Genomic DNA, 17,194 nt, shown 5'->3' on the forward strand with positions numbered 1-17,194 from the left:
GAAACCGCTGCCTCCGGCGCAGCTGAGGCAGCAACTTCAGGGAAGTTGCGAGCATCGGGGCGCGGGCGCGGGCGCGGGCGCGAGGTGCGGGAGTGCGAGGGCGCGGGGGCAGGGGGCGTGAGGGCGCGGGGCGGACATGCGGGAGCCCCGGTCCCGTCAGGGGACCGGGGCTCCCGGAGACGTGTCGGCTCAGCCGGCCTGCTCGGCGAGCTGGAGGAACTGCCGCTTGGCGGCGAGCGCCTGCTCGGCCTCCTTGATCCGGCGGGCGTCGCCGGCGCTCTGCGCCCGGGCCAGCCGGTCCTCGGCCTCGGCGACCTGCGCCCGCATCTGGGCGAGCAGCGGGTTGTCCTCCTTGGTGGTGCGACGCCACGCCGAGTCCATCACCTCGCGGACCTTGTCGTCGATGACGCGCAGTCGGCGCTCCAGCCCGGCGGCGGCTTCGCGGGGTACCCGGCCGGCCTCGTGCCACTGGGCCTGGATCTCGCGCAGCTTGGCCTGGGCGCCCTTCGGGTCGGCGTCGATGTCGAGCGCCTCGGCCTCGGCCAGCAGTGCCTGCTTGCGCTCCAGGTTGCCGCGCTGCTCGTTGTCGCGGGCGGAGAAGACCTCACTGCGCCGGCTGAAGAAGGCGTCCTGCGCGCCCCGGAAACGTTCCCAGAGCTTCTGTTCGGCCTCCTTGGAGGCGCGCGGAGCTGCCTTCCACTGCGTCATCAGCTCTTTGAGCTGGTTGGCGGTGGCCGCCCACTCGGTGGAGCCGCTGAGCTTCTCCGCCTCGGCGACCAGCTCCTCCTTGACGGTCTGCGCCTGCTTGCGCTGCGCGTCGAGGGAGGCGAAGTGGGCGCCCCGGCGCCGGGTGAAGCCGTCCCGGGCGGCGGCGAACCGCTTCCACAGCTCACCGTCGGCCTTCTTGTCGACCCCGCGAATGGTCTTCCACTCGTCGAGGATCTCCTTGAGCCGGTCGCCGGCGGTCTTCCAGCCGGTGGACTCGGCGGCGAGCGTCTCGGCCTCCTCGACCAGCGCGGTCTTGCGCGCCAGTGCTTCGACGCGTGCGGCGTCGCGGGCGGCCCGGGCCTCCCCGGCCTTCTCCTCGGCGAGGGTGGCCAGCTTGTCCAGCCGCGCGGCCAGCGCGTCGATGTCGCCCACCACGTGTGCCTCGGGGAGCGTGGCGCGGATCCGCCGGATCGTGCTCAGCGAGTGCCCGGCGTCCGCCGCGCCCGAGTTGAGCCGCGCTTCGGTCAGATCCACCTCGGTCACCAGGTCGGCGAAGCGACGGGCGAAGTGCGCCAGCCCCTCCTCCGGTGCTCCCGCCTGCCAGGATCCGACCACCCGCTCGCCCTCGGCGGTCTTGACGTACACGGTGCCGTCCGCGTCCACCCGTCCGAAGGCAGTCCAGTCGCTCATGTGCCCATCCTCGATCTCCCGGCGTCGAAGGACGAGTCCCCCGTCGCCGCCACGGCGCAGTCAACTTGCTTCCGGCATTGTCACAGGTCCAACCCGGTCCCCGTCGAGCGCCTATCGCCGACCGTGACCATACGGTGTCCTAGGGACCGAATGACCGGATCGGCGCGGAGACGCTCCGGGGATTCCCGCTACGGTGGTCTGGTGCCACTGGTCGCCGCCGCCGTCTGCCCGCATCCGCCCCTGCTCGTGCCCGAGGTGGCCGGCGCGGCCGCACCCGAGTTGGACGATCTGCGGGCGGCCTGTGACACCGCCGTCGGGCGGTTGTTCACCTCCGACCCGGACGCCGTGGTCCTGCTCGGCGCCGGTCCGACGACCGGCCCGGTCCGGTCCACGGCGACGGGTTCCCTCCAGCCGTGGGGCGTCGACCTGGACGTGCCGTTGCTGCCCGGTCAACCGGACCGGGGCGCGGTGCTGCCGTTGAGCCTGACCGTCGGAGCGTGGCTGCTGGCCCGGCAGGGCGTACGCGCGCCGGTGTCCGCCGTGCAGGTGGCCGCCGACGCCGGTCCGGCCGAGGTGGGGGCACTCGCCGAGTCGGTCGACGCCGCGGGCGAGCGGGTGGCGCTGCTGGTGCTCGGCGACGGGTCGGCGTGCCGGGGGCAGAAGTCCCCGGGGTACGACGATCCGCGCGCCGAGGCGTACGACAGGCGGGTCGCCACGGCCCTGGCCGGGGCGGACGTGGACGTGCTGCTCGGCCTCGACCCGGTGGTGTCGGCGGAGCTGAAGGCGGCCGGCCGGGCGTCCTGGCAGGTGCTGGCCGGCGCGGCCCGGTCGAGTGGCGGCGACTGGCGCGCTGAGCTGCTGCACGACGCGGCGCCCTACGGCGTGGCTTACTTCGTGGCGTCCTGGGAGCGGGTGTGAGCGGCACGGTCGTCGCGGTCGTCGGTCCGACGGCGGCGGGCAAGTCGGCGTTGAGCATCGCGTTGGCGCACGCGCTGGACGGTGAGGTGGTCAATGCCGACTCGATGCAGCTCTACCGGGGGTTGGACATCGGCACGGCCAAGCTGACCCCGGCCGAGCGGGACGGGGTGCCGCACCACCTGCTGGACATCTGGGAGGTCGGCGAGCCGGCGAGCGTCGCCGAGTACCAGCGGCTGGCCCGGGCAGCGGTGGACGACATCCTGTCCCGGGGGCGGGTGCCGCTGCTGGTCGGCGGGTCCGGGTTGTACGTGCGGGCGGTGTTGGAGCACTTCGACTTCCCCGGCACCGACCCGGCGCTGCGCGAGCGGCTGGAGCGGGAGTTGGCCGAGGTGGGCCCGGCGCCGCTGTACGCGCGGCTGCGCGCCGCCGATCCGGCCGCCGCCGACGGCATCCTGCCGGGCAACGGTCGCCGGATCGTGCGGGCTCTGGAGGTGATCGAGTTGACCGGTGCGCCGTTCACTGCCTCGCTGCCGCAGCCGACGCCGTACTACCCGTCCGTGCAGCTCGGCGTCGACCTGGACACCGGCCTGCTGGACGAGCGGATCGCGGCGCGGGTGGACCGGATGTGGGCCGACGGCCTGGTGGGGGAGACCCGCGAGCTGGTGGGTCGGGGGTTGGCCGAGGGGCGGACGGCGAGTCGGGCGCTGGGCTACCAGCAGGTGCTGCGGATGTTCGCGGGTGAGCTGACCGAGGCGCAGGCGCGCGACGAGACGGTCCGGGCGACGCGGCGGTTCGTCCGCCGGCAGCGGTCGTGGTTCCGGCGTGACCCGCGGATCCGCTGGCTGGACTCGGCCGCACCGGACCTGTTCGAGACCGCCGTGCGTCTGGTGCCGGCCGCTGCGCGATGATGGGGGTGTGGAGTTCACCAAGGGCCACGGCACCGGCAACGACTTCGTCATCCTTCCCGACCCGGACGGTCAGCTCGATCTGACTCCGGAGCTGGTCGCGGCGCTCTGCGACCGGCGGCGGGGCATCGGCGCTGACGGCGTACTGCGGGTGGTCCGTGCGGCGAAGCATCCTGACGGCGCCGGGCAGGCCGGTGAGGCCGAGTGGTTCATGGACTACTGGAACGCCGACGGCTCGTTCGCCGAGATGTGCGGCAACGGCTCGCGGGTCTTCGTCCGGTACCTGCTCGACACCGGCCTGGCGACGCCCGCCGGCGCGGCGTTGCCGGTGGCGACCCGGGCCGGCGTCGTGCGCGCGCTTGTCGAGGGCGACGCCGTGTCCGTCGAGATGCGGCGACCCCGGGTGTACGACGATTCCACCGCCACCCTCGGCGGGCTGACCCTGACCGGTGCGGTGGTGGACGTCGGCAACCCGCACCTGGTCTGCGTCCTGCCGGCCGGCGTGGAGGTGTCGGCGCTGGACCTGACCGTCGCGCCCGGGTTCGACCCGACGGTGTTCCCGAGCGGGGTGAACGTGGAGTTCATCGCGGCGGGCGACCCCATCGACGGCACCGACGGGCACACGGTGATGCGGGTGTACGAGCGCGGCAGCGCCGAGACGCTGTCCTGCGGCACCGGTGCCTGCGCGGTGGGTGCGGTGGTCCTGCGCGACGCCGGCCGGGACACCGGAGTGGTCGCCGTGGACGTGCCCGGCGGCCGCCTCACGGTGACGATCACCGAGAACTCCTGCTGGCTCTCCGGCCCAGCCGTCCTGGTAGCCACCGGCGAGCTGACCCAACCCCTCCCCACCTGACCTACCCCCCACCCGTGTTGATCAAGAGGTTTGCGTCAGATTCGCGTGGTTCCTGACGCAAACCTCTTGATCAACGGCGTGGTCGTGGGGGTGGGTGGGTCTGGCTCAGGGGGTTGCGCTGGCGTTGGCGGCGATCTCGGGGAGGTCGGCGGGGCCGGGGTCGGCGGCCGGGAGCGGGCTGGGGTTGTGCGCGGCGGCGCGGACGGCGGCGGCGACCGCCGGTGCGACCCGGGAGTCGAAGACGCTCGGCACGATCACCGTCGGGTTGATCTTGTCCTCGCCGACCACGTCGGCGATCGCCTGCGCGGCCGCGATGGCCATCTCCTCGGTGAACTCCTCGGCGTGCGCGTCCAGCATGCCCCGGAACACGCCGGGGAACGCGAGCACGTTGTTGATCTGGTTCGGCTGGTCGGAGCGGCCGGTGGCGACCACCGCGGCGTGCTTGCGCGCCTCCCGCGGGTCGACCTCCGGGTCCGGGTTGGCCAGCGCGAAGACGATCGAGTCCTTCGCCATCTGGGCGATGTCGTCACCGCTGAGCAGGTTCGGCGCACTGACCCCGATGAAGACGTCCGCGCCCCGGATCGCCCCGGGCAGGTCGCCCGAGTAGTTCTCCTTGTTGGTGTTGTCCGCCAGCCACTGCCAGGCCGGGTTGAGCCCGGTCAGTCCGCGGTGCAGGGCACCGTCGCGGTCGTACGCGATGATGTCGCCGACGCCCTGGCGCAGCAGCAGCTTCATGATCGCGGTCCCGGCCGCGCCGGCACCGGAGACGACCACCCGGACGTCCGCGAGTTGCTTGCCCACGACGCGCAGCGCGTTGGTCAGCGCGGCCAGCACGCAGATCGCGGTGCCGTGCTGGTCGTCGTGGAAGACCGGGATGTCCAGCGCCTCACGCAGCCGGGCCTCGATCTCGAAGCAGCGCGGCGCGGCGATGTCCTCCAGGTTGATCCCGCCGTACGCCGGCGCGATCGCCTTGACGATCTGCACGATCTCGTCGGTGTCCTGGGTGTCCAGCACCACCGGCCAGGCGTCCACCCCGCCGAAGCGCTTGAACAGCGCCGCCTTGCCCTCCATCACGGGCAGCGACGCGGCCGGGCCGAGATTGCCCAGGCCGAGGACCGCCGAGCCGTCACTGACCACGGCGACGGTGTTGCGCTTGATGGTGAGCCGCCGGGCGTCCGCCGGATTCTCGGCGATGGCCATGCAGACCCGGGCCACCCCGGGGGTGTACGCCCGGGACAGCTCGTCACGGTTGCGCAGCGCGACCTTCGAGGTCACCTCGATCTTGCCGCCGAGGTGCAGCAGGAACGTCCGGTCCGACACCTTGCGCACGTCCACGCCGTCCAGCGCGGTGAGCGCGTCGACCACCTGGTCGGCGTGGCCGGCGTCGGCGGTGTCGCAGGTCAGGTCGACGATCACGTTGGTCGGGTCGGAGTCCACCACGTCCAGCGCCGTGACGATCGCCCCGGCCTCGCCGACGGAGGTGGTGAGCCGGCCGATCGAGGAGGCGTCCGCGGTCACGGCGATTCGGATGGTGATCGAAAAGCCGGCGCTCGGCAGTCGGGTGATGGCCACGGGATCCCTCCGTCACGGCTGTGCGGCCGATCGGCCGCCGCCCGCATTTCTACCGGGTTGTCGCTGCCGACCAGCATTCGCCCCCACTTTTGGCGAGCTTCGGCACGGGCATATAGCAGGTGCGTCAGACGTTGTCTCATGTCAGGATTACGTTCTACTTATCAAAACGGACAGGAGAACCGCTTGCGAGACCAGGAGAGCTTTGTCCCCGTCGAGGACGAGCTCGACGACGTCACCACCGGCGAGATGGAGCTGTCCGAGCGGCAGTCCCTGCGACGCGTCCCGGGCCTGTCGACCGAGCTGACCGACGTCACCGAGGTGGAATACCGCCAGCTGCGGCTGGAGCGGGTCGTCCTGGTGGGCGTCTGGACCGAGGGCTCGGTGACCGACGCGGAGAACTCACTCACCGAGTTGGCCGCGCTCGCCGAGACCGCGGGTTCGCAGGTGCTCGAAGGGCTCATCCAGCGCCGTACCCGACCCGACCCGGCCACCTACATCGGCCGCGGCAAGGTCGATGACCTCGGTGCGGTGGTGCTCTCCACCGGCGCCGACACGGTCATCTGTGACGGCGAGTTGTCCCCGTCGCAGCTGCGTAACCTGGAGCAGCGCACCAAGGTCAAGGTCGTCGACCGGACGGCGCTGATCCTCGACATCTTCGCCCAGCACGCCAAGAGCAAGGAAGGTAAGGCGCAGGTCGAGCTGGCCCAGCTCGAATACCTGCTGCCCCGGCTGCGCGGTTGGGGTGAGACGCTCTCCCGGCAGACCGGTGGTTCCGGCCGGGGTGGCGGCGCCGGCGGCGGTGTGGGTGTGCGTGGTCCCGGTGAGACCAAGCTGGAGACCGACCGGCGGCGGATCCGTCACCGCATCTCCCGGCTGCGCCGCGAGATCAAGAGCATGCGCACGGTACGCGTCACCAAGCGTGCCCGACGCACCCGCAACTCGGTGCCCGCCGTGGCCATCGCCGGCTACACCAACGCCGGCAAGTCCAGCCTGCTCAACCGGCTGACCGGCGCGGGCGTGCTGGTGGAGAACGCGCTCTTCGCGACGTTGGACCCGACGACCCGCAAGGCCACCGCCTCGGACGGGCGGCTCTACACGCTGTCCGACACGGTCGGTTTCGTCCGGCACCTTCCGCACCAGATCGTCGAGGCGTTCCGCTCGACGCTCGAGGAGGTCGCGGAGGCGGACCTGGTGGTGCACGTCGTCGACGGCACCCACCCGGATCCGGAGGAGCAGGTCCGGGCGGTGCACGAGGTCCTCGCCGAGGTGGGCGCGGACCGGCTCCCCGAGCTGCTGGTGGTCAACAAGACCGACGCGACGGACGAGGACACGCTGCTGCGCCTCAAGCGGCTCTGGCCGGACGCGATCTTCGTGTCGGCGCACTCCGGCCGAGGCGTCGACGGCCTGCGTGCCGCCATCGAGGACCGGCTGCCGCAGCCGGCCGTCGAGGTCCGGGCGGTCCTGCCGTACGAGCGGGGTGACCTGGTGTCCCGGGTGCACCGCACGGGCGAGGTGCTCAGCACCGCGCACCTGCCGGAGGGCACTCTGCTGCACGTTCGGGTGAGCGCCGAGCTCGCCGCCGAGCTGGCGCGGTTCGACGTGGAACGGCAGGGCCAGGCGGCCACCAGCCGGTCCTGAGCGCACACGGCGTCATCCACGGGAAACCTGCGGCATGCGACACTGGCCGAATGCGCCGCGTTGTTTCCTCGGTCACGGTTGCCCTCGGCCTGTTCGGGGCAACCGTGGCGCTCGCCGGAGTCGCCGCGGCGGCTCCGGCCCCTGGAGCGTCCGAGCCGCCCGCCGTGAAGCCCGGTAAGAAGCAGTGCACGATCGCCGACGAGCGGTTGCGCGAGCTGTCCGGCCTGGTGGCCACCAAGAGCGGCTTCATCGTGATCAACGACGGCACCGAGGACGAGGCCCGCAAGCGCGTCTTCTTCCTCGACACCAAGTGCAGGATCTCGAAGGAGCCGGTCCGCTACTCGGGGCAGGGTCCGTTCGACACCGAGGACCTGGCGCTGTCCCCGAACGGCGCCACACTCTGGATCGGCGACATCGGCGACAACGTCTCCTCGAAGGAGCGCCGTAAGCGGGTCGCCCTCTGGTCGATGCCGCTGAACGGAACCAAGCAACCGGTGCTGCACCGGCTCTCGTACCCGGAGGGCAAGCCGCACGACGCCGAGGCGCTGCTCATCGGCAACGACAACAAGCCGCTGATCATCACCAAGGTGACAAGCGGCAAGGCGGAGATCTTCACCCCGTCGGCGGCGCTCAAGACCGGTGACACCGAACCGGTGCCGATGCGCAAGGTCGGCGACATCACGCTGCCCAAGACGCAGACGGACAACCCGCTCAACACGTTCGGGCGGGTCGCGATCACCGGCGCGGCGCGGTCGCCGGACGGCAACCGGGTGGTCCTGCGCACGTACGCGGACGCCTTCGAGTTCGACGTGACCGGTGGGGACGTCGTCACCGCGCTCACCACCGGGAAGCCCCGGGTGACGCCGCTGACGGACCCGTTCGGCGAGGCCATCAGCTACTCCCCGGACGGCAAGAGCTTCCTGACCGTTTCCGACGGCGGCCAGTTGGGCGCCGAGGACCCGATCGACATCCTCAGCTACGCCCCGTCCAGCTCGACCTCGGTGCCGCTGGCGGCCGAGGGTGGCGCCAAACCGGCCGCTGCCAAGTCGTGGACCGCCGGCCTGAGTTTCGACGACATCACGTACCTGGTCGGCGCGGTGGGTGTGCTCGGCCTGCTGCTGGTCGGCGCCGGCATCATCGGCATCGTCCGGGCGCGTCGCCGGCCGCCGGCCGAGCCGTCCGACCGGTCCGACCCCGACGGCGAGCCCCTGGGTGGCCCGCGTGGCGGGCGTACCGAGTCGGGTGGGGAACGTCCGGCCGGCGTCTACGGTGCCGGCGCGGCCGCGGGCGGCGGGGTCTACGGTGCCGGCGGCGGCGCGGGTCGCGGCGGCGGCCGTGGCGGTCCCGCTCCGGCGTCCGGAGCGGTGTACGGCGGTGGCCGTCCGGCGGCTCCCGCCGACGGCGGCTACGGCGGTAACCGGCCGGGCGGTGCGGGTGGTGGTGGCGTCTACGGCGGCGCGCGTCCCCCGGCGGATGGCGGCGGCCGGCCCGCTGGCGGCGGTGGCGGTCGACCCGCTGGCGGTGGCGGCGGTGGCGGTCGACCCGTGGGCGGTGGCGGTGGTCGTCCCCCGGCGGGCGGCGGTGGTCGGCCCGGCGGCGGCGTGTACGGCGGTGCCGGCCAGCCGGGCGGGGGTCGTGCGGAGCCGCCCCGGCGGGGCGGGCCGGAGCCCGACCACCGAGGTCAGCGACCCCGACGACGGGACGAGGACGCGCCCGTCGACCCGTACGGGCAGCATCCGGGGCGCGGCCCCCGGGGCGACCGCTACTAGGTCACGGCCGACGGGCACGGGTGAGTGCGGTGCGCACCCACCCGTTGCCCGCTCAGATCCGGCGTAGCACCGCCACGACGCGACCCATGATGGTGGCGTCGTCACCGGGGATCGGGTCGAAGGCCGGGTTCTGGGGCATCAGCCAGACGTGCCCGTCGCGGTGCCGGTAGGTCTTGACGGTCGCCTCGCCGTCGAGCATGGCGGCCACGATCTCGCCGGAGTCGGCGGTCGGCTGCTGGCGGACGACCACCCAGTCGCCGTCGCAGATCGCCGCGTCGAGCATCGAGTCACCCTTGACCTGGAGCATGAAGACCTCGCCCTCGCCCACCAACTCGCGGGGGAGCGGGAAGATGTCCTCCACGGCCTGCTCGGCGAGGATCGGCCCACCGGCGGCGATCCGGCCGAGCATCGGCACGTACGCCGGGGTCGGCCGCTGCGCGCGGGTCAGCTCGTCGTCGATGGCCTCGCTGGGGGCGCGTACGTCCACCGCGCGCGGCCGGTTGGGGTCGCGGCGCAGGAAGCCCTTCTTCTCCAGCTCCTTGAGCTGGTAGGCGACGCTTGACGGCGACACCAGGCCGACCGCCTCGCCGATCTCGCGCACGCTCGGCGGGTAACCGTGCCGCTCCACCCAGGTGCGGATGAACTCCAGGATGCGGCGCTGGCGGGCGGTCAGGTCGACCGTCGCCGGGTCGGGGAAGGCACTGACCACCGGGGTGACCGGGCGCACGGCGGGCTGGCCCGTCCGGCTGCGCGCGGCGCTGCGGCGTCGGGTGGCCGGGGGGCCCGCCTCGGTGATGTGCTGCGGCGTCTTCGGCCGGCTGGCCCGGTCCTCGGTCACGTCCGTCCTCCCTGGTCGGCGCTGGGTGCCTCGTCGGCTCGTGGTGCGTGCGGTGGTGCCACGTTGTTCCTGACCGTATAGGTGAGATCGGTCATTTTCAAACATCTGTACGACCTCTCACCGGCGTGTCGGGGTGAAAAAGCGCTCCGCTCGTACGGATGTTCTGATAAATGGTACGTCGACTGGTACACGTGTTCGATCTTCGGCCGTTTTCGGGTCACTTCGGTCCACCCGGCCGGTAACCCGGGACGGGTGCCGGCGTTGGGTCTTCCGGCGGAGGGATGGGCTCGGATGACCGGATGGTCCGTGACGCGCCGGACACGCCGGTCAACTTGACCCGGGTTGCCGAGCGACATACGGTCAACCCCTAGATGTAGTAGTGACACGGGCGTAAGTTGCCTACAGGTTGGGTCCGACTACCGACCGCACTCCCGTAACGTTGATCACGGCGGGCGCCCTGAGCGCATGGCACCGCCGTGATGGAGCGTGCCCGGGTGCGTCCGGTACGACGTGGTTGATCATGATTAGGAGGGGCGCGATGCGGTGTCCGTACTGCCGGCACGCTGACTCCCGGGTGGTCGACTCGCGGGAGGCCGACGACGGCCAGCTCATCCGACGGCGACGCTCCTGCCCGGAGTGCGGCAAGCGGTTCACGACCGTCGAGGAGGCGGTGCTCGCTGTGGTCAAGCGCAGCGGGGTGACCGAGCCGTTCAGCCGTACGAAGATCATCGGCGGGGTGCGCAAGGCGTGCCAGGGTCGGCCGGTGGACGACGACTCACTCGCGCTGCTCGCGCAGCGTGTGGAGGAGACCGTCCGGGCCAGGGGGGCCGCCGAGATCCCCAGCCACGAGGTGGGCCTGGCGATCCTGGGTCCGCTGCGTGACCTGGACGAGATCGCCTACCTGCGGTTCGCCAGCGTGTACCGCTCGTTCGACTCGCTCGCCGATTTCGAGCGCGAGATCGAGACGTTGCGGGACGCGGCGCGCGCCCGCGAGCAGGGCCGGGCCGACGCGGTCGAGGCCGCCGGCCGTACCAGCTGAGTCTTCACAGTTTTCGAGAGTTCAGGACGCGCGGTGGGTGACCGCGCAGACGAGGGGGGCGACGGCGTGACAACGAGCCGTTCACGGAACAAGGCAGGCGCGGGGCTGAAGATCGAGCGGGTGTGGACGACCGAGGGGGTCCACCCGTACGACGAGGTCGCCTGGGAGCGCCGCGACGTCGTGATGACGAACTGGCGGGACGGCTCGATCAACTTCGAGCAGCGCGGCGTGGAGTTCCCGGAGTCGTGGAGCGTCAACGCGGCGAACATCGTGACCACCAAGTACTTCCGGGGAGCGGTGGGGACCCCGGAGCGGGAGTGGTCGCTCCGCCAGCTCATCGACCGGGTGGTCACCACCTACCGCACCGCGGGTGAGGAGTACGGCTACTTCGCCAGCCCGGCCGACGCCGAGGTGTTCGCGCACGAGCTGACCTGGATGCTGCTGCACCAGGTGTTCAGCTTCAACTCGCCGGTCTGGTTCAACGTCGGCACGCCGTCGCCGCAGCAGGTCAGCGCCTGCTTCATCCTGGCCGTCGACGACTCGATGGACTCCATCCTCGACTGGTACAAGGAGGAGGGGCTGATCTTCAAGGGCGGCTCCGGCTCCGGCGTCAACCTGTCGCGGATCCGCTCGTCGAAGGAGCTGCTCTCCTCCGGTGGCACCGCCTCCGGCCCGGTCAGCTTCATGCGCGGCGCGGACGCCTCCGCCGGCACCATCAAGTCCGGTGGCGCGACCCGCCGCGCGGCCAAGATGGTCATCCTCGACGTGGACCACCCGGACATCGAGGAGTTCGTGGTCACGAAGGCGCGCGAGGAGGACAAGATCCGCGCGCTGCGCGACGCCGGGTTCGACATGGACCTGGGCGGCTCGGACATCGTCAGCGTGCAGTACCAGAACGCCAACAACTCGGTCCGGGTCTCCGACGAGTTCATGTCGGCGGTGGAGAACGGCGGCGGTTTCGACCTGCGCAGCCGCCTGGACGGCTCGACGATCGACACCGTCGACGCCAAGAAGCTGTTCCGCACCATCTCCCAGGCAGCCTGGGAGTGCGCCGACCCGGGCCTGCAGTACGACGACACGATCAACGACTGGCACACCTGCCCGGAGACCGGCCGGATCACCGCGTCGAACCCGTGCTCGGAGTACCTGCACCTGGACAACTCCTCGTGCAACCTGGCCTCGCTCAACCTGATGAAGTTCCTCCGCGCCGACGGTGGCTTCGAGGTGGAGAAGTTCGTCAAGTCCGTCGAGTTCGTCATCACCGCGATGGACATCTCGATCTGCTTCGCCGACTTCCCGACCGAGAAGATCGGTGAGACGTCCCGCGCGTACCGGCAGCTCGGCATCGGGTACGCCAACCTGGGCGCCCTGCTGATGGCCACCGGCCAGCCGTACGACTCGGAGCAGGGCCGCTCGGTGGCCGCGTCGATCACCTCGCTGATGACCGGCACCGCGTACCGCCGCTCCGCCGAGCTGGCCGGCGTCGTCGGCCCGTACGACGGCTACGCCCGCAACGCCGAGCCGCACAAGCGGGTCATGCGCAAGCACGCCGCCGCGAACGACGAGATCAAGCCCACCAGCCCGGTGGCCACGGCGATCGTCCGCGAGGCGACCAGGCAGTGGACCCAGGGCAACAAGATCGGTGACAAGAACGGCTGGCGGAACTCGCAGGCCAGCGTCCTCGCCCCGACCGGCACCATCGGCTTCATGATGGACTGCGACACGACCGGCGTGGAGCCGGACCTGGCGCTCGTCAAGTTCAAGAAGCTCGTCGGTGGCGGCTCGATGCAGATCGTCAACCAGACGGTGCCGCGTGCGCTGCGCAGCCTCGGCTACCCCGAGGAGCAGGTCGAGGCGATCGTCGAGCACATCGCCGACCACGGTCACGTGGTGGACGCCCCCGGCCTCAAGCCGGAGCACTACGCGGTCTTCGACTGCGCGATGGGTGAGCGGTCGATCGCCCCGATGGGCCACGTGCGGATGATGGCGGCGATCCAGCCGTTCGTGTCCGGCGCCATCTCCAAGACGGTGAACATGCCGGAGGCGGCCACCGTCGAGGACGTTGAGAAGATCTACTTCGAGGGCTGGAAGCTCGGCCTCAAGGCCCTGGCGATCTACCGGGACAACTGCAAGGTCGGCCAGCCGCTCTCGGTGGCGAAGTCCAACAAGGCCACCGAGCCGGCCGCCGTCGAGACCGCAGCCGCCGCGCCGGCCGCCGTGGAGAAGGTCATCGAGTACCGGCCGGTGCGCAAGCGCCTGCCGAAGAAGCGCCCGTCCGAGACGGTCAGCTTCTCCGTCGGTGGCGCCGAGGGCTACCTCACCGCGTCGTCGTACCCGGATGACGGCCTCGGCGAGGTCTTCCTCAAGATGTCCAAGCAGGGCTCGACCCTGGCCGGCGTGATGGACGCCTTCTCGGTGGCCATCAGCATCGGCCTTCAGTACGGCGTGCCGCTGGAGACGTTCGTCAGCAAGTTCACGAACATGCGCTTCGAGCCGGCCGGCATGACCGACGACCCGGACGTGCGCATGGCGGCCTCGGTGATGGACTACATCTTCCGTCGCCTGGCGTTGGACTTCCTGCCCTACGAGCGCCGCGCCGAGCTGGGCATCTTCACCGCCAGCGAGCGGGCCGCCCAGCTGCGGGCCGAGGCCGACGCGGAAGCCGCCGCCGTCACCGGAGCGGACCTCACCGCGATGGCGTCGTCGGCGCCGGTGGAGGCCCCGGCCAAGCCGGAGGCCGTCGCCCAGCCGGCCGAGGAGATGGCCGACGTGGCCGCCGCCAAGCCGGCCCCGAACGTGGGTTCCAGCACCGAACTGCTGGAGGCCGTGATCGGCAAGGCCGCCGACGCGCCGCTCTGCTTCACCTGCGGTACGAAGATGCGCCCCGCCGGTAGCTGCTACGTCTGTGAGGGCTGCGGCTCCACCAGCGGCTGCAGCTGACGTACGCCCCAGCGCTGCCCCGGCTTCCCTGATGGGAGGTCGGGGCAGCGCTGTTTTCCGGGGAGGTCCGGCAGGGGCAGCGGTGTCGATCGTGTGCCCGTTCGTCCGGACCGGTAACACCCGCGCTCCACGCGACGAAGAAGGGGTGTAACGGCTACGAGAGGACGGCCCGTGAATGAGCCCAACCGACTGGACGGTGACATCTCCGGCGTCGGAGCTGATCCGTTGGCCTTCGAGGTCTTCTACCGCCGGCACGTGGAGGCGGTGGGCCGATTCGTGGCGCGACGGGTCGACGACCCGCACCTCGCCGCCGACCTGACCGCCGACGTGTTCCTCGCGGTGATCGAATCGGCGGCCGGCTACCGGCCGGACCGGGGTAGCCAGATCGGCTGGCTGTACGGGGTGGCCCGCAACGTCATCGGCGACGAGCGGCGGCGGGCGGCCCAACGGCTGCGGGTGAACGGCCGCCTGGCGGGACGACGGGACCTGGGCCCGGACGACATCGCCCGCATCGAGGAGCGGATCGACGCCGAGTCGGCGGCCCGCCGTACCCATCGGGCGTTGAGCGACCTACCCGAGGACACCCGGGCGCTCGTCGAACTCGTCGCCGTGGACGGTCTCACCATCGCGGAGGCGGCGGCCGCGCTGGGCGTGTCACCGGTGGCCGCGCGGGTGCGTCTGCACCGTGCCCGTCGTGTCGTCCGCGCCATGCTCGCCCGCCCGGCCATCACCCTCGCCTGATCACAAGGAGCTGACACATGAACAGGACCGAAGAGTCGCCGCAGGGTTTCGAGGCGCAACTCCTCAGCGATCTGACGGCACACGTCGCCCGGCGCGCCGAGGGGGTCCCGGTGGCCAGTCCGGCCGGATGCCGTGCCCGGTCGCTGCGCGCGTGGCGCCTCGCCGGGGCGTTCGGGCTGGCAGTCACACTGAGCGCGGGTGGGCTGACGGTCCAGACGATGAGGCTGGGCGATCAGTCACCGCCCACGGCGAACGCGTCGGAGATCCTCCGGATGGCGGCCGACGCCGCACGGCAGCAGCCCGCGCTCACCGCCCGACCCGATCAGTACGTCTTCACGGAACTCCTGGTGACCTCGCGGGAGACGCCGGGCAGTGGCCCCTACCGGACCGTGCGTACGCAACTGTGGAAGTCGGCCGGGGGAGTCGCGTACACGCAGGGACGTAGTCGGCCGGAGACCGACCCGAACGGGTGGAGCGAGCTGAAGGTGCTCCGGATGGACGATCCCGCCGACCCCGACAAGGAACTTGACGCGTTCCCGCCGCCCGCGTACCACGGCGACCTGCCCACCGATCCGGACGCGCTGCTTCGATACCTTCAGGAACACCCGGTCGACCTGCACCTTCCCGAAGCAGCCGACGAGGCGGCCGTCTACGGGGACGGGAGCATGCCGTACACCACGGCCCGGTCGATGCTCGACGGCTACGTGCCACCCCTGGCGCTGGCGGCGCTGTACGAACTGTTGGCTCGCGAGCCCGGAGCGACGGTCATCTCCGGCAACGTGGCGGACGCCGCCGGCCGAAACGGGGTGGCCATCCGGATGCCCGGCGTCACCGGTGCGAACATCGACTTCGTCTTCGACCGGGACACCCACCTCTTCCTCGGCAACCGTGACTCCCTGGTGCGCGACGGCAAGGAGTCGCTGTTCTGGGCTGCCGCGCGACTGCGGATCGCCATCGTCGACCGGCCGGGCCAGCTGCCCTGAGCTGTGGTGCGAGACTGGTTGCGTGACGTCCCCGCTTGCGCGTCGAGTCTCCGACACCTGCCGTCTGACCGGGGCGTTCCTCCTGCGCTCCGGTCAGACGAGCGACGAGTACTTCGACAAGTACCTGTTCGAGGCACAGCCCGCACTGCTGCGGGAGGTGGCCGAGGCGATGGTCGCCGTGCTGCCGGAGTGCGACGTACTGGCCGGGATGGAGATGGGCGGCATTCCGATCGCCACCGTGATGTCGCAGCTGACCGGGCTGCCGACCGCCTTCGTTCGTAAGCAGGCCAAGGAGTACGGCACCGGCAAGGCCGCCGAGGGCACCCCTGTGGACGGTCGGCGGGTGGTGGTGATCGAGGACGTGGTGACCACCGGCGGGGCGTTACTGGCGTCGTGCCGGCAGCTACGGGCCGCCGGGGCGAAGGTCGACGTGGTGGTCTGCGCCATCGACCGCGAGCAGGGCGGACGGGAGAATCTCGCGGCCGAGGGGCTGCTGTTGCGCGCCGCCCTCACCCGTCGCGACCTGGAATCCTCCCCGCGCGAATGACGGAGGACGTCGGGCCCACCGGCCTCCGACGCCTGTCACCGCCTGCGGCGGCCGGGTGTGAAACTTCTCGTGCCGGCTGCGACGATCAGGGCATGACGACGGCTGAGGCGTACGACACGTTCGCCAACCGCGAGGTGCGCGGGATCTCGCCCGCGTACGAGCGGCTGTCCCGGGCGGTGGCCCGCGACGACGATCTGCTCGCGCTGCTCGACGGGCTCCCGCCGGCGAAACGGCAACCCAACCTGCTGTTCGGCGTGGTCCGCTGGCTGGGCGGCCCGGTCGACGACCCGGCCGCGTTCCACGACTTCACGGTGGCGAACTGGCCGGCCGTCGAGGCGCAGATGCGTACCCGGGCCACCCAGACCAACGAGGCCGGCCGGTGCGCGGTCCTGCTGCCCGTGCTCGCCGCGCTGCCGCAGCCCCTCGCCCTGCTGGAGGTGGGGGCGTCCGCCGGGCTGTGCCTCTACCCCGACCGGTACTCCTACCGGTATGGCGAACACCTCGTCGGCTCCGGAGAGCCGGTGCTGGAGTGCGCGGCCGACGGGTTCGAGCCGCCGGCGCGCGTACCCGAGGTGGTGTGGCGGGCCGGCCTCGACCTCAACCCACTCGACGTGACCGACCCCGACGACGTGTCCTGGTTGGACGCCCTGATCTGGCCGGAGCACGCGCACCGGCGGGCCAGGCTGCGCGCGGCGGCGGCGGTCGCCGCGGCCGACCCGCCGCTGCTGGTCCGCGGCGACCTGGTGGACGACCTGCCGGCGCTGGCCGCGCGGGCACCGGCCGACGCGACGCTTGTCATCTTCCACACGTCCGTGCTCTACCAGGTGCCCGTCGCGCGCCGGGAGGCGTTCGTCCGGCTGGTCCGTGGCCTGCCCGGGCACTGGGTCGCCATCGAGGCCCCGGAGGTGCTGCCGTACGACACGTTGCCCGACCCGCCGGGCGAGGGACTGCACAACGTTCTCGCGCTGGACGGCACGCCGCTGGCCTGGACGCGGGGGCACGGCCAGGCGATGACCTGGTTCGGTGACGCCGCCCGGTCGCGCCGATCCGATC

The 17,194-nt window shown here is 71.6% G+C and carries 13 protein-coding genes and 1 pseudogene; 11 read left to right on the forward strand and 3 right to left on the reverse strand.

What is annotated here, in order from left to right; all coding sequences use genetic code 11:
* Window positions 1-189: 189 nt before the first annotated feature.
* Entirely contained in the window at window positions 190-1,398 is a 1,209-nt protein-coding gene (locus ABZS77_RS17175; protein ID WP_354823556.1) for a DUF349 domain-containing protein, read from the reverse strand.
* 150 nt (window positions 1,399-1,548) lie between these two features.
* Between ABZS77_RS17175 and ABZS77_RS17180 the strand changes: the two genes are divergently transcribed.
* Genes ABZS77_RS17180 through dapF form a run of 3 tightly spaced genes read left to right on the forward strand, consistent with a single transcriptional unit; the run spans window position 1,549 to window position 4,074 of the window.
* Window positions 1,549-2,316: a class III extradiol dioxygenase subunit B-like domain-containing protein gene (locus ABZS77_RS17180; protein WP_354823558.1), complete on the forward strand. Its 768-nt coding sequence runs from the start codon at window positions 1,549-1,551 to the stop codon at window positions 2,314-2,316.
* The gene (miaA, locus tag ABZS77_RS17185) at window positions 2,313-3,224 is read left to right on the forward strand and encodes a tRNA (adenosine(37)-N6)-dimethylallyltransferase MiaA (protein WP_354823560.1); all 912 of its coding nucleotides are present in this window, start codon (window positions 2,313-2,315) and stop codon (window positions 3,222-3,224) included. Before ABZS77_RS17180 ends, miaA begins: the two co-directional genes overlap by 4 nt.
* A 7-nt stretch (window positions 3,225-3,231) precedes the next feature.
* A complete protein-coding gene (gene dapF / locus ABZS77_RS17190) occupies window positions 3,232-4,074 on the forward strand; it encodes a diaminopimelate epimerase (RefSeq protein ID WP_354823562.1) in 843 nt (280 codons plus the stop codon).
* A gap of 105 nt (window positions 4,075-4,179) precedes the next feature.
* Here the strand turns inward: dapF and ABZS77_RS17195 are convergent, their stop codons facing one another.
* Window positions 4,180-5,646, reverse strand: a complete 1,467-nt coding sequence (locus tag ABZS77_RS17195; protein WP_354823564.1) for an NAD-dependent malic enzyme — start codon at window positions 5,644-5,646, stop codon at window positions 4,180-4,182.
* Between the two features lie 183 nt (window positions 5,647-5,829).
* Between ABZS77_RS17195 and hflX the strand changes: the two genes are divergently transcribed.
* Both hflX and ABZS77_RS17205 read left to right on the forward strand, forming a co-directional pair.
* Window positions 5,830-7,284, forward strand: a complete 1,455-nt coding sequence (hflX, locus tag ABZS77_RS17200) for a GTPase HflX (RefSeq protein ID WP_354823566.1) — start codon at window positions 5,830-5,832, stop codon at window positions 7,282-7,284.
* Window positions 7,285-7,334: 50 nt separating this feature from the next.
* A complete protein-coding gene (locus ABZS77_RS17205) occupies window positions 7,335-9,053 on the forward strand; it encodes a hypothetical protein (RefSeq protein ID WP_354823568.1) in 1,719 nt (572 codons plus the stop codon).
* A gap of 52 nt (window positions 9,054-9,105) precedes the next feature.
* On the opposite strand, the gene lexA is transcribed toward ABZS77_RS17205, so the two are convergent.
* A complete protein-coding gene (lexA, locus tag ABZS77_RS17210; protein WP_139586160.1) occupies window positions 9,106-9,891 on the reverse strand; it encodes a transcriptional repressor LexA in 786 nt (261 codons plus the stop codon).
* Between the two features lie 538 nt (window positions 9,892-10,429).
* Here lexA and nrdR point away from each other — a divergent pair.
* The 6 genes and pseudogenes from nrdR to ABZS77_RS17240 form a co-directional block, all read left to right on the forward strand.
* Entirely contained in the window at window positions 10,430-10,930 is a 501-nt protein-coding gene (nrdR, locus tag ABZS77_RS17215) for a transcriptional regulator NrdR (protein ID WP_354823570.1), read from the forward strand.
* A gap of 33 nt (window positions 10,931-10,963) precedes the next feature.
* Window positions 10,964-13,870 (forward strand): vitamin B12-dependent ribonucleotide reductase, encoded by a 2,907-nt coding sequence (locus ABZS77_RS17220; RefSeq protein ID WP_354823572.1) that lies wholly within the window; start codon window positions 10,964-10,966, stop codon window positions 13,868-13,870.
* A gap of 171 nt (window positions 13,871-14,041) precedes the next feature.
* Entirely contained in the window at window positions 14,042-14,611 is a 570-nt protein-coding gene (locus ABZS77_RS17225; RefSeq protein WP_354823573.1) for a sigma-70 family RNA polymerase sigma factor, read from the forward strand.
* A 17-nt stretch (window positions 14,612-14,628) separates the two neighbouring features.
* Window positions 14,629-15,594, forward strand: a complete 966-nt coding sequence (locus tag ABZS77_RS17230) for a CU044_5270 family protein (RefSeq protein WP_354823575.1) — start codon at window positions 14,629-14,631, stop codon at window positions 15,592-15,594.
* A gap of 22 nt (window positions 15,595-15,616) precedes the next feature.
* Window positions 15,617-16,141, forward strand: coding sequence for an orotate phosphoribosyltransferase (gene pyrE, locus ABZS77_RS17235; protein ID WP_354823577.1), 525 nt, complete (start codon window positions 15,617-15,619; stop codon window positions 16,139-16,141).
* 92 nt (window positions 16,142-16,233) lie between these two features.
* Window positions 16,234-17,166 (forward strand): annotated as a pseudogene (locus ABZS77_RS17240) (DUF2332 domain-containing protein); the annotation flags it as partial.
* Window positions 17,167-17,194: the final 28 nt, after the last annotated feature.

Origin of the sequence: Micromonospora sp. NPDC005298, from assembly GCF_040607375.1 — a bacterium.
In the GTDB taxonomy this organism is placed as follows: domain Bacteria; phylum Actinomycetota; class Actinomycetes; order Mycobacteriales; family Micromonosporaceae; genus Micromonospora.